The 13,079-nt window shown below is 31.1% G+C and carries 16 protein-coding genes; 12 read left to right on the forward strand and 4 right to left on the reverse strand.

Features of this window, described 5'->3' with window-relative positions:
* Positions 1–28 precede the first annotated feature (28 nt).
* The 12 genes from CIGNP85_RS00525 (at position 29) to mshL (ending at position 11,133) form a co-directional block, all read left to right on the forward strand.
* Positions 29–394: a chemotaxis response regulator CheY gene (locus CIGNP85_RS00525; protein WP_086225111.1), complete on the forward strand. Its 366-nt coding sequence runs from the start codon at positions 29–31 to the stop codon at positions 392–394.
* Positions 394–1,206, forward strand: coding sequence for a 50S ribosomal protein L11 methyltransferase (locus tag CIGNP85_RS00530; protein ID WP_086225112.1), 813 nt, complete (start codon positions 394–396; stop codon positions 1,204–1,206). Before CIGNP85_RS00525 ends, CIGNP85_RS00530 begins: the two co-directional genes overlap by 1 nt.
* Positions 1,206–3,128 (forward strand): ATP-dependent zinc metalloprotease FtsH, encoded by a 1,923-nt coding sequence (gene ftsH, locus CIGNP85_RS00535; RefSeq protein WP_086225113.1) that lies wholly within the window; start codon positions 1,206–1,208, stop codon positions 3,126–3,128. Before CIGNP85_RS00530 ends, ftsH begins: the two co-directional genes overlap by 1 nt.
* Positions 3,121–3,732, forward strand: coding sequence for a phosphatidylserine decarboxylase (locus CIGNP85_RS00540; RefSeq protein ID WP_086226749.1), 612 nt, complete (start codon positions 3,121–3,123; stop codon positions 3,730–3,732). The genes ftsH and CIGNP85_RS00540 overlap by 8 nt, the downstream gene beginning before the upstream one ends.
* Entirely contained in the window at positions 3,725–4,456 is a 732-nt protein-coding gene (gene pssA / locus CIGNP85_RS00545) for a CDP-diacylglycerol--serine O-phosphatidyltransferase (RefSeq protein ID WP_086225115.1), read from the forward strand. Before CIGNP85_RS00540 ends, pssA begins: the two co-directional genes overlap by 8 nt.
* Before the next feature lie 125 nt (positions 4,457–4,581).
* Complete coding sequence (locus CIGNP85_RS00550; protein ID WP_086233808.1) at positions 4,582–6,099, forward strand: 2-isopropylmalate synthase; 1,518 nt, start codon at positions 4,582–4,584, stop codon at positions 6,097–6,099.
* Positions 6,100–6,223: 124 nt separating this feature from the next.
* Positions 6,224–6,817, forward strand: a complete 594-nt coding sequence (locus CIGNP85_RS00555) for a hypothetical protein (protein WP_086286649.1) — start codon at positions 6,224–6,226, stop codon at positions 6,815–6,817.
* Positions 6,804–7,193: a hypothetical protein gene (locus CIGNP85_RS00560; RefSeq protein WP_086286650.1), complete on the forward strand. Its 390-nt coding sequence runs from the start codon at positions 6,804–6,806 to the stop codon at positions 7,191–7,193. The genes CIGNP85_RS00555 and CIGNP85_RS00560 overlap by 14 nt, the downstream gene beginning before the upstream one ends.
* 165 nt (positions 7,194–7,358) lie before the next feature.
* Positions 7,359–8,744, forward strand: coding sequence for a hypothetical protein (locus tag CIGNP85_RS00565; RefSeq protein WP_086286651.1), 1,386 nt, complete (start codon positions 7,359–7,361; stop codon positions 8,742–8,744).
* Positions 8,734–9,306, forward strand: coding sequence for a hypothetical protein (locus CIGNP85_RS00570; protein WP_086280321.1), 573 nt, complete (start codon positions 8,734–8,736; stop codon positions 9,304–9,306). The genes CIGNP85_RS00565 and CIGNP85_RS00570 overlap by 11 nt, the downstream gene beginning before the upstream one ends.
* Positions 9,303–9,674: a hypothetical protein gene (locus CIGNP85_RS00575; protein ID WP_086232516.1), complete on the forward strand. Its 372-nt coding sequence runs from the start codon at positions 9,303–9,305 to the stop codon at positions 9,672–9,674. Before CIGNP85_RS00570 ends, CIGNP85_RS00575 begins: the two co-directional genes overlap by 4 nt.
* Positions 9,655–11,133: a pilus (MSHA type) biogenesis protein MshL gene (gene mshL / locus CIGNP85_RS00580; RefSeq protein ID WP_086286653.1), complete on the forward strand. Its 1,479-nt coding sequence runs from the start codon at positions 9,655–9,657 to the stop codon at positions 11,131–11,133. The genes CIGNP85_RS00575 and mshL overlap by 20 nt, the downstream gene beginning before the upstream one ends.
* Positions 11,134–11,215: 82 nt before the next feature.
* Here the strand turns inward: mshL and CIGNP85_RS08640 are convergent, their stop codons facing one another.
* The 4 genes from CIGNP85_RS08640 to CIGNP85_RS00595 form a co-directional block, all read right to left on the reverse strand.
* Positions 11,216–11,422 (reverse strand): DpnII family type II restriction endonuclease, encoded by a 207-nt coding sequence (locus CIGNP85_RS08640; RefSeq protein WP_086286733.1) that lies wholly within the window; start codon positions 11,420–11,422, stop codon positions 11,216–11,218.
* A gap of 31 nt (positions 11,423–11,453) precedes the next feature.
* On the reverse strand, positions 11,454–11,570 hold the full coding sequence (locus CIGNP85_RS08645; RefSeq protein WP_141031736.1) for a DpnII family type II restriction endonuclease: 117 nt from the start codon (positions 11,568–11,570) through the stop codon (positions 11,454–11,456).
* A 94-nt stretch (positions 11,571–11,664) separates the two neighbouring features.
* Positions 11,665–12,147 (reverse strand): DUF7004 family protein, encoded by a 483-nt coding sequence (locus CIGNP85_RS00590; RefSeq protein WP_086286654.1) that lies wholly within the window; start codon positions 12,145–12,147, stop codon positions 11,665–11,667.
* A 1-nt stretch (position 12,148) separates the two neighbouring features.
* On the reverse strand, positions 12,149–13,051 hold the full coding sequence (locus tag CIGNP85_RS00595; RefSeq protein WP_086286655.1) for a DNA adenine methylase: 903 nt from the start codon (positions 13,049–13,051) through the stop codon (positions 12,149–12,151).
* Positions 13,052–13,079: the final 28 nt, after the last annotated feature.

Genomic DNA, 13,079 nt, shown 5'->3' on the forward strand with positions numbered 1-13,079 from the left:
ATCGTCTAAAGTTGAGAAAGGATAGTTAGTGAAGTTATTGGTTGTTGATGATAGCTCTACTATGAGAAGAATTATAAAAAATACATTAGAAAGGCTTGGACATAACGAAGTGTTGCAGGCTGAGCATGGTGTAGAGGCTTGGGATATACTTTGCCAAAATCCAGATGTAGGCGTGTTAATTACTGACTGGAATATGCCTGAAATGAATGGTTTAGAGCTAGTTAAAAAGGTTAGGGCTGAGTCTAAGTATGAAAATATGCCTATTATAATGGTAACCACAGAGGGTGGTAAGGCTGAGGTTATTACAGCATTAAAAGCTGGAGTGAATAACTATATTGTTAAGCCTTTTACGCCGCAGGTTCTTAAAGAGAAACTTGAAGACGTTCTTGGATAATGAAAGATAAATATTACGAATTAAAAGTTACATCCCAGCAAATTGAGCCATTAAAAGATCTTGTTTTTGAATTTGGATTTACCTGTATAGAAGAGATCGATAGTGGCTTTATTATTAGGGATGAGCAGAGCTTGGAAGATACCAAGTGGGGACTTGAAGAGTTTGCTAGTCGCTTGGGCTGCAAAATAACTACTGATTTACAAATCAAAGATAATATAGACTGGATTAATGAATATAAAAAAGGCATAGCTCCGGTTGAAGCCGGTGAGTTTTATATTAGGCCAAGTTGGGAAACTCCAAAAGATGGACTAATAGATATTATTATCGATCCAGCATTAGCTTTTGGCTCTGGTCATCACGAGAGTACAAATTCATGTCTAAAGCTAATTTCAAAATATTCTAAAGGATATAAAAATGCTCTAGATGTTGGTTGCGGTAGTGGTATTTTAAGTATTGCTATGGCAAAGTTAGGGCTAAATGTAAGCGCTTGTGATACTGATGAACTAGCTGTTCAAAGCAGTCTTGAAAATGCGCAAAAAAACAATATAGCTATAGATAAAATTTGGACTGGTTCTATAACTAATAGTAATGAGTCTTATGATATTGTAGTAGCAAATATCATTGCTGATGTTATACTATTTCTTGCAAATGACCTAAAATCTAAGATAAAAGTCGGTGGCATAATAATTTTATCTGGAATTCTTACAAAATATAAAAATAGAATTATAAATGCTTTTAGCGAATTTGAGTTGATAGAGAATTTAACTCAAAATGAGTGGGAGAGTTTTGTATTTAAAAATCAAGGAAAATAATGGAAAATAAAAATCAACCAAATAATAATAGTTTTTTTAATAAAAATCCTATTTTAATGTTTGCGATTTTTGCTGTGGTAATGGTGCTGATTTTTCGTAGTATGAGCCCTGATGAGATGGGAATATCTGGTACGAATTCAAAAAATATCAGCTACTCAGAGCTAAAATCCCTAATTAAATCAAAGCAGATAAATGAGGTTGTAATCGGACAAACTACGATAAAAGCTAGTGGAAATGGTCAAGCATATGTAGTAAAAAAAGTTGCTAATGATCAAACTTTAGTTCCACTTTTAGAAGAGAATAACATCAGCTATGGAGCATATAGTGAGAGTAATTGGCTAAGTGATATGCTATTTTCATGGGTTATTCCTGTATTTATTTTCTTTGCAATTTGGATGTTTTTAGCCAGCAGAATGCAAAAAAATATGGGTAGTGGAATCCTTGGTATGGGAAGTAGTAAAAAGTTAATTAATAGCGAAAAGCCAAAAGTTAAATTTGATGATGTAGCTGGCGTAGAAGAGGCTAAAGATGAGGTAAAAGAGATCGTAGATTTCCTTAAAAATCCTGAACGCTATATTCGCTTAGGTGCTAAAATTCCAAAAGGTGTGCTATTAGTAGGCCCTCCAGGCACTGGTAAAACATTACTTGCCAAGGCTGTTGCTGGTGAGGCCGAGGTTCCATTTTTCTCAGTTTCTGGGTCAAGTTTTATAGAGATGTTTGTAGGTGTGGGCGCAAGTCGTGTTAGAGATCTATTTGAAAATGCTAAGAAAGAAGCACCTGCTATCGTATTTATAGATGAAATTGATGCTATTGGTAAGAGTAGGGCGGCTGGTTCTATGATGGGTGGTAATGATGAAAGAGAGCAGACTCTAAATCAGCTTTTAGCTGAAATGGATGGATTTGATAGCGATAAAAGTCCTGTAATAGTTCTAGCAGCAACCAACCGCCCAGAAGTTTTAGATGCGGCACTTTTAAGACCAGGTAGATTTGACCGCCAAGTTTTAGTTGATAAACCTGATTTTAAAGGTCGTGTTGATATATTAAAAGTGCATAGCAAAGAAGTCAAGCTTTCAAATGATGTAAATATGGATGAGATAGGTCGCTTAACTGCTGGTTTGGCTGGAGCAGATTTGGCTAATATCATTAATGAAGCTGCTCTTTTGGCTGGCCGTTCTAATAAAACTAAAATTGATCAAAAAGATCTAGTTGAAGCAGTTGAGAGAGCAATTGCAGGTTTAGAGAAAAAATCTCGCCGTATAAATCCAAAAGAGAAAAAGATAGTTACATATCATGAGTGCGGACACGCTTTAATAGCTGAAACTACAAAAGGGGCTGATAAGGTTACAAAAGTATCGGTAATACCGCGTGGTATTGCAGCTTTAGGTTATACGCTTAACGCCCCAGAAGAGAATAAATTTTTAATGCAAAAACATGAGTTGATTGCTAAAGTTGATGTATTGCTAGGCGGTAGAGCTGCTGAACAGGTCTTTATCAAAGAGATTAGCACAGGTGCAAGTAACGATCTTGAACGCGCTACTGATATTATAAAAGCAATGGTATCAATGTATGGAATGACTGATGTAGCTGGCCTTATGGTATTAGAAAAACAACGCAATGTATTTTTAAATGGAGGCCAAACTCTAAAAGATTATAGCGATGATATGGCACAAAAACTTGATGAGTTTGTAAAGAGCTTTTTAAATGAGAGATATGAAGCAGTTCTTGCTACGCTTGAGCTTTATCGTGGTGCGATAGAAAAAATGGTAGAATCTTTATATGAAGAAGAGACTATAGAGGGCGATAAAGTTAGGGCGATTATTAAAGAATTTGAAGAAGCAAATGGTTTGCCTACACGCTTAATAGATGTTGAAGATGAGAATTCAGACATTAAAAAAGCAAAAGAGAATCAAGTAGATGAATAATCTAGGAATCATAAGCAGATATGGATATAAATGCATCACTATTTCAGTGGTGCTTTTAATACTATCTTGGATTTTTGATTTTTGGTTTAGTTTTTTTACTATCTTACTTTTAGCTACTTTGTGGGTTTATAGAAACCCTGAAAGACTACCGCAAAGTGAAGATTCTAAAGCTATATTATCTCCTATTGATGGAGTTGTAGAAGATATTAAAAAATGCAATTATAATGGCCGTGGTTATAGTGAAATTTTAATTCGCTCAAGAATTATTGACTGCGGTGTTTTGCGTGCTACTTGTGATATGGAGATATCTGATATTAAAAGGCGTAATGGTCTAAATTTACATAGCAGCGATTCAAACTCAAATTTATTAAATAACCGAGCTACCATAATATCTAAAAATCAAGATATTATACTTCGTATTAGCACTTCAGCACTTACTTCTAAGATTTATTTAGAAAGTATAAATTATGTTAAATCTGGTCGTAGAATAGGCTTTATTAAAGATGGCAAAATCTCTCTTTTGATGCCTTTAAATACGAGAATATCTCTTACTAAAGGTGATAAAGTAAAAGCTTGTAATATTATAGGTTATATAGATGAATAGTAATAATAAATTAATATATATACTTCCAAATTTATTTACAGCAGGTAGTGCATTTACTGGTATTATCAGTATTTTAGCTAGTGCTAATGGCGAATTTGGAAAGGCTATTTTTTATCTTGTAATCTCTCTTGTGCTTGATGGGCTAGATGGTAGAGTAGCAAGATTAACCAAAACCACATCTAAATTTGGTGTTGAATTTGATAGTTTGGCTGATTTAGTTGCTTTTGGTGTAGCTCCAGCTATGTTATTTTATTTTAGTATCGGAAGCGAATTTGGTAGATTTGGTTCACTTATTACGGCTATGTTTGTAGTTTTTGGGGCTATTAGACTAGCTAGATTTAATGTTACAACTAATGAAAATGAACCAAATATGTTTATTGGATTGCCGATTCCTACAGCTGCTATAGTCGCTGGATTTTGGATTGGAATTTATAATAAATATGAAATTTTAATTGGTTTTGAATGGGTATTTATCATTTTAATGGCGGCACTTTCGATACTTATGGTCTCAAATGTACGCTATCCAAGCTTTAAAAAGGTTGATTTTAGTCGTGCTAATTATATTAAAGCTCTCGTAATGCTTGTAATACTATTTTCACTTTTATATTTATATCCTTTAGAATCAGCTACTGCTTTGATTTCTATTTATACTACATATGGTATAATTCGTGCTGTTTGGGCGAGATTTTTTGCCAAAAATATCAAGATAAAGGAACAAAAATGATAGCAAATAGTAAAAAAATTTATATATTTATCTATAAACTTTCTCTCCTTAATCTGCTCTGTAGCTCCTTTTAATAACTCTATGCATAGCATACTATAAAATATATTAAATTTAAGGATAATAAAATGGATAAAAATAAAATTATAATTTTTGATACAACATTAAGAGATGGTGAGCAAAGCCCTGGTGCCTCTATGAATACTGAAGAGAAAATTCAAATTGCTCTTCAATTAGAACGCCTTGGTGTTGATGTTATGGAGGCTGGATTTGCTGCTGCTAGTCCTGGAGATTTTGATGCGATTAATCAAATAGCCAAACAAGTAGAATCCATTAAAGTTGCTAGTCTTTCAAGAGCTCTTGAGCGTGATATAAAAGCAGCAGCCGATGCAATCGCTCCAGCAAAAAATAGAAGAATTCACACCTTCATCGCTACTAGTCCAATTCATATGGAACACAAGCTTAAGATGAAGCCTGATGAGGTTATCAAAAGAGCAGTTGAAGCGGTACAATATGCTAAAAGTTTTGTAGATGATGTTGAGTTTAGCTGCGAAGATGCTGGTAGAAGCGATATATCATTTTTAAAAGAGATATGTGATGCAGTGGTAAATGCTGGTGCTAAGACTTTAAATTTGCCTGATACTGTAGGTTTTAGATTGCCATATGAGATAGCTGACATGGTTAGAATTATGAATGAATACATCGGAGATAGAGCTATTATATCAGTTCATAATCACAATGACCTTGGACTTGCAGTAGCAAATACTCTAGCAAGTATTAAGGCTGGAGCAAGACAGGTAGAATGTACTATTAATGGTTTGGGTGAAAGAGCTGGTAATGCAGCTTTAGAAGAGATCGTTATGGCGATCAAAACAAGAAGCGATGAATTTAGCGGATTATATACTGATATCGTTACTAAAGAGATATATGCTACAAGTCGTTTAGTAGCTAGTATTACAGGTATAGAACCACAACCAAATAAAGCAATTGTAGGCAAAAATGCCTTTGCTCACGAGAGTGGTATTCATCAAGATGGTGTGTTAAAATGCGCTCAAACATATGAAATAATCAAAGCTGAAGATATAGGAGCAGAGAAAAATGCTCTAGTTTTAGGTAAGCATAGCGGTCGTCATGCCTTTAAAGATAAGCTAGTAAATTTAGGTTTTGATCTAAATGATGAAGAGGTAAATGAAGCGTTTAGCAAATTTAAATTACTTTGTGATAAGAAAAAAGAGATTTTTGATGATGATATTAGAGCACTTGTAAGTGATGAGATTATCAAAATACCTGAGATTTATACAATCGAAACTTTAAGCACTAGCTCATGTAACTCAGGCCATTCAAGTGCAGCTATTAGTATTAAATTTAATGGTGATATTATTAGTGATGCAGCTCTAGGAAATGGTACGGCTGATGCGATATTTAAGGTAATTGATAGAATAAGCAAGGTTGCTGGAGAGCTAAAAGATTATAAAGTTTCAGCCGTATCTCAAGGCAAAGATGCTCTTGCTAAGGTTACTGTAAAGGTGGCCTTTGGTTCTAGTGAGCCTCCATTTATAGGTCATGGTTTAGATATAGATACTATGATGGCAAGTGCTAAAGCCTATGTAAGTGCTTTAAATAGCTATTTAAGTATGAAAAAATAGGTTTAAATTTGAATTTGGCTACTCTTTTAGCCAAATTCACTCAAAAATTAAATTTACCCACTAAAATACAACATATTTAACTAAAAAATCCGATATCTATAATAAACTTCTAAAAGGAGAAAATATGCAAATAAATGGCACAAATAGCTTAGATTTTTTAAGCATTAATCCAAATTCGAAAGATAGCATTGAAAGAATTAAAGAAGCTGCAAGCAAGATTGACGCAAGTGAGCTAACAAGAGGCTATCATATGCAGTTTATGCAACAAAGCTTTGAATTATCAAATGGTAATTTTAATATGCAAGTTGGCTTTATGAGTCTTAGCTTTGGGTTTAATAATCAAGATAATAGTGCAAATAATTTTACTAAAGAATTAAAAGATTTACTAAATCAAAATATAGATATTACTGGTTATAGCGGTAAGCCAATTGGCGACCTAAGCCCACAAGAGGCAAGCAACCTAATAAGCAATAATGGATATTTTGGTATTGATAATACCGCAAATCGCATAGCTGATTTTGTTATTAATGGGGCTGGAGATGATGTAGAAAAGATGAAAAGCGGCTTAGAAGGGGTCAAAAATGGCTTCGCTCAGGCTGAAGCTTTATGGGGTCAGGCTTTACCTGATATCTCTGAGCAAACAATGAATAAAACTCTAGATAGAATCAATCAAGCCATTATGGAGCTTAGCGGTAATGCTATTAATGTTACTGCGTAGTCTATCCTTATTTATATTACTATTCTTAGTAGCTGGATGTACAGCTGCTAAGAATCACACGGAAATTGCTAAAAACAGCTATATAAAAGGCATTGTAACTTCAATTAGTAAAGTTAATAGCGGTTATGTTTATACTATTGAATCTACTGATACTAGCAATGGTAAGCTCACATCAGCTCAAGGATTTAGCTCTAAGCCTTGCAATGTCGGTGATTTGGTATATGCTAGATTAAATGGTGCTAAATTTGACTATTTTGCTGTTTTGGTTACCGGATTTGAGCGAGTGCAAGAACCGGCCATTATCAAAAAACATCACAGAACCAAGCAAAATCTCACAGTAGATAGTATTCCAGTAGTAGAAAGTATTGAATTTTAATAAATTTATATTATTTAGTGATTAAATATTCTAATAAAAATTATCTCAATTTAAATTTATTTAAAGCAAAAATAGATATAATCAAAGTATAAATTCATAATTTTATTTTTATAATATTTAAAAAATACCGAATTTAACATATTTTATATATTTTAAGGTAAAAAGTTGAAAAAGAGTAGCTTGGTCTGCGTTGATTTATATAAAAATGTAATTTATGACTACTCAAATCACTTTAATCCTAAAGTAAAATATAAAATAAAAAATAATGAATTTAGTATTTGTTTTATACCAGCTAAAGCTTTAACAACTCTAAAATATTATACTGATGAAAAAGAGAATCTAGGGATAAAGATTATCAAATTTGCATACGATGAGCTGCTTTTAAATCCGCAAAAAGAGTACAAGATTAGCTATTTTGATGATAGTGATGGTGGTTATATGCTTTATATCATCGATATTGAATTAGCTTTGAAGGAATTAGATACTCAAGCGATTAATATCTTAAAAAATATTAATATAATTATTCCATCTCCTTTGTTAATGGGTGGATTTTATAGCTCTAATTTACTTGATAAATCTAGCATAGATTGTTTTATATTTTATGATAATGATGAGAGTTATTTATGCTTTTATCGTAATGGGCGATATGTTATGCATCATGGAATTATATGCGATACTTTGCCTAAGATAGCTAGGAATTGCAAAATTGAATGCACGGCTAAGATTATAGATCAAAATAGCAATAAATTTACTGAGTTATTAAATATAACTGTTCAAACTATCCAAAGTATTGCAAATATCGATAAAATCATACCAGATAGGATATATCTTAGTTCATTTATAGGAGATATTATAGGTCTTAATACTGCTTTATCTAATAAGCTTGGGCAAGAGGTTAGAGGGTTTGAGTTTTTAGATAATTTTAAAAGTCCAGCACCGCTTAATTTAATGATGGCAATATACGCTAAGGAGCTAATACATAAAGGGCAGCTGCTAAATTTTACACTATTTAATAAGCCTAAACCGCTATATAAAAGAGCTGATGGTAGGCTATTTATTAGTATTGCTGCTGGAGCGATTTTGGGATTGATTTATCCGATTTATATGCTAATATTAACTTTTAATATAGAGGCTAAATCTACAAAACTTGGAGCAAATTTGACTTTGCAAAACTCAAGTGTGAGTAGTTTAAATAGTAGTCTAATAGCACTAAATAATGAGATTAAAAGTATAACCATACAAATTCAAAATATAAAAAATAATATAAATAAAAACTTGGCTACAATCGATATTATTGCAAGTAAATTTAATAACCAAAATCCAGCTATAATTTTAGCAAATATCGCAAATTTGATGGATAAATATTCACTTCAAGCAAGGAATATAGAATTAAAAAATAATCAAATCAACATTGCAATCATCTCACAAGATACTCAAAATATTAATAATTTTATAAACTCTTTTAGCGCTAAAACTCACATTGGTCAACTCATCAGCAATCAAAATATTTTTGAATCAAACCTTACGATAGAACAAGAAAATGGATTTTAAATCCTTGTTAGAATCACGCAGCCAAAGAGAACAACATATGATATTTATGGGTGGATTTTTGATTATGTTTTATCTACTTTATCTTAGCTGGGACTATTTTGATAGACTCTATCAAAACGCTTTAGCTAATTATGAATTACAGTTAAATAACTATATCAGTATGAATTCTCCGCAGCAAATTCAAAATCGCTTAGAGCTAGCAACAAAAAGATTGCAAGATAGTAAAATTGAACTAGAAAATTTAAAAGCTGAGAATATCTTTATCCAATCTCACACTAAAAATCTAGTCGCAATCTTGGATAAATTTAGTTCTAGTAGTGAGATTTTAAGCTTTATTGGGGATAAGGCAAAAGAACATAATATAAAGATTTCTCAAATTTTGCCAAATAATATAAAAGAAAATAGTGCTATTTTATATGATTATAATCTATCTTTTAGTTCGACTTTTACTCAAACACTAGCTTTTATAGATGAGCTTAAAGGGGGCTTTATAGATATTAAAGAGGCTAGATTTGAGCCATATAGTAGTCAAATTAGACTAAGTTTGCAGAGCGTAAAATGAGATTGCTTTGTTTGTTTTTAACCATGACTACTTTGCTATTTTCTCAAGATTTAAGTACTAAATACAAATATATCTTAGATTTATACGATAAAAGCCCATTAAGGGCAAATTTAAGCGATATAAACCAAGTAAAATCGCCATTTTACATCACTCAAAATGTTCAAACAGACTTTAATTCTAGCACTTTAAAATTAGAGGCTATAATAGAAAATAGAGCCAAAATCAACTCTAATTGGTATGAACTAGGTCAAAGTTGTCAAGAGATTTGCATTTTAGAGATAGAAAATCAAACTGTAATAATACTGCATAATAATAATAAAATTAGGCTTTCAATCTCAAAGGTAAATAATGATATTAAAGTTTTTTAAAATATTAAGTCTAGCTGCATTAACTATAAATCTAAATGCAAATGAGTGTAAAAATAAGAAATTAGATATGAGTCTAAGCCCAAATATAACATCATATGAAATTTTAGCTCAGCTTGCAAATATTTGTAAATTTAGCATTGCTTTAAGCGATTCAAATACCACTAATGCATTAAAAACCCCAACAAATTTAATAAATATTTCACGCCTTAGTCTTGATGAAATTATACGCTTAGTAGCTGAGTCAAATGATCTTAGTTATGAGTTTAATGACAAAATGTTAAGTTTGTCATATATACAAACTAAAACCTTTAAAATGGATTATATTATCTCAGCTAGACAAGGTCAAGCAATTACTAAAGCTTCTGTAGATTCAGCTCCGATAGAGATTGGCGAGGATTATCAAAATAGTAGTCAAAATGATGAAAATAATCAAGATAATATAATAAAAACTACAGAAAAATTTGATTTTTGGCAAGATCTTGCTAATGAACTAAAATTAGTATTAAATAGCCATAATGATTCATTTATTGCTCCAGCCCCAATCATTAATCCAGCAGCTGGGCTAATTCATATCACTGGTACTGCAAATCAACTACAAAGAGTACAAAACTATCTAAATTTGCTCTCAAACCGACTTAAAAAGCAGGTTTTAATCGATGTAAAAATAATCTCTGTTGAGTTAGATAATAGCTATACAAAAGGTGTTGATTGGAGTAAATTTGAGCTTGGTTTTAAAAGTTATTTAAGCGATGGTACTTCATCACGCCTAATTTTTAGTAAAGGCACTACTCAAAATCCAGCTCATAGCCTAAAGAATATCTCTGGCGGATTTATCATTGGCGGAGATTTACGTCTTAGCCTTGATGGTGTATTAAATTTTTTAAATACTAATGGGAAAAGTCAAATAATCTCAAGTCCTAAAATAATGGCAATGAACAATCAACAAGCCCTAATCTCAGTAGGTGATAATATTAATTATAGAATTGCTGAAGATATTACTAATAATGATACTAGTGAGATTACTAAAACTACTTATAAACAGCACTCTGTATTTATAGGAATTTTACTAAACCTCCTACCTGAAATTAGCGATGAGAATCGCATAATGCTGCGTATAAATCCTAGCTTAAGCAGCTTTAAATATTCAGCTGATGATGCTAAGCAGACACAACCTCGTGTAATCGCTCCAGATACTATGCAAAAAAAGTTATCTACTGTGGTAGAAATTTCTAGTGGTGATAGTATAATTTTAGGTGGTTTAATCGCTAAAAGCCTAGGTAACGAGATTAATAAAGTTCCAATTTTGGGTGATATTCCTTTGCTTGGGTATCTATTTAAAAGCGACCGACAAACTAGCAAAACTAGTGAATTAATCTTTATTATCACTCCAACTATAATTAACGGCTCGATTTTACCAAATGAACTTGGATTTGATGGAGTAGAAATATTTAATAAATAGTGTTTTGTTTAATATTTTAGTGATTTTATAAATGCAAAAAAGTTAATAAGCTTAAGAATAATTTAGTGTTTTTATCGTATATTCAAACCAAAGATTCAAGAAAACTTTTCAAAACTTCAGCTAGCATTTTATAACTTCTAGTAGTTTCATTTAGTTTAGAGCCATTGCTTGAATAAAAGTTTGTTTCAAAAGCATAAATGCAATTATTGGTTTTAACTACATAATCAAATCTTTTAGCAACTTTACCTAGATTTGAAATTAGGTCAGATAAACCAGTTTTTCTAACAATTCAATATCGTCAATATTAGTAAAATGATATTTTAATTTTTTCCATTATCTATTACTTTGATTTCTTTTTCTCTTACAGCAATAAGTAGAGGTAAATATTTTCCTATTTCAGGGTATTTTTTAAACGATAAATCAAAATCATATTCAATATTTTATAAACAATGCTAAAAGTCTGTGTAATATTCGTAAGTTGCTATACTATCAGTAAAATTTGCAAACCATTCATTAAAATTTCTTTTTATATTAAAAATCTCTTTTTTGACATTCTTGTAACAATATTACAGCACGTTTTCCTCTGCTAAAATTTGCAGCTTCATAGGCCGATAGATTTTCCATCATAATTTGATGAAACCCTAATCGTTTAATTTTTTTCTTTAGTATTGCATTAGCTTTTCTTTCTTCAGCCACCATTCCTAGATATATCACGGTAAACCATTTATCAACCCACAAGGAATTTTCTCCATACGAAACACTTATTTCAGTTATTAGGTTAAGTATTGCATTATTAACAACATCAGTTGTTTTATCATATATCAAACAAAAATCATTATATATTTTACTATTACCATAAATTTTAGCTAAATCAATGAAATATTGAAAATATTCAATATCTCTGGGAGCTTTTGCAGATAAATTTTTTTCTTTTAGATACACACAATAGTCGTCAAATTTACCACGATCATAATATACTATAGAATTATCAATAAATCTTTTTAAAATATTCATTCTATCTTCTCCTTTTGTAGTTCATTATAACAATTTCAGTTATATCGCCACGCTTACTTGCTGAAGAGTTTATCATTCTTTTTGCAAAAACCCTCTCAATTTCAAAACCTTTATAAATATCATCAAAGAAATTGTCTTCTTCGTTTGTATTTTTAGGGTCAGAATTTGAAAGCATTAACAGACATTTTTTATTATCTAACAATTTATAATTCTCTTTAAGTTTTATTTGATCATTATCATCAAATCCAGATTTATCATAACTCACAAATGAATTCTTTTCCATAAGTGGTCTATATGGTGGGTCAAAATATACAAATGTGTTATTATCTGCTTTTTCTAAGACTTGTTCATAACTACCAAAACTTATTTCAACTTTTTGTAATAGATTAGAACACAACCTTAAATTTTCTTTATCGCAAATTAGTGGATTTTTATATTTGCCGTGTGGTACATTAAACTTTCCATCTTTATTAACCCTATAAAGTCCATTAAAACAAGTTTTGTTTAAAAATATAAAATCAGCACATTTTTCAAAGTCATAGTGTTTGTTTAAATGAATTTCATTGTATCTATCTCTAACTTTATAAAAATAATTAGCTCTATCTTCGCTTGTCAAATATTCTTTTTCTAATATATCTAGTTGTTTTATTACTTCTTTAAGATCTGCCTTAATACAACGATAGCAGTTAATAAGCTCTTTGTTAATATCATTTATATATGCTTTCTCAATTTGATAGTTTTGTAAAATATCAAAAAGAACAGCACCACCACCGACAAATGGCTCAATATATATTTTAACTTCTCCATTTATTAATTCTTGTGGATATAGCTCTTTAAATTTATTTAAAAGCTGCCCTTTTCCACCAGCCCATTTTAAAAATGGTTTAGATAATTTTTTGTCCATTTCAATATTCTTTCAAAATTATAACTTA

The organism is Campylobacter sp. P0085 (assembly GCF_002139495.1).
GTDB lineage: Bacteria > Campylobacterota > Campylobacteria > Campylobacterales > Campylobacteraceae > Campylobacter > Campylobacter devanensis.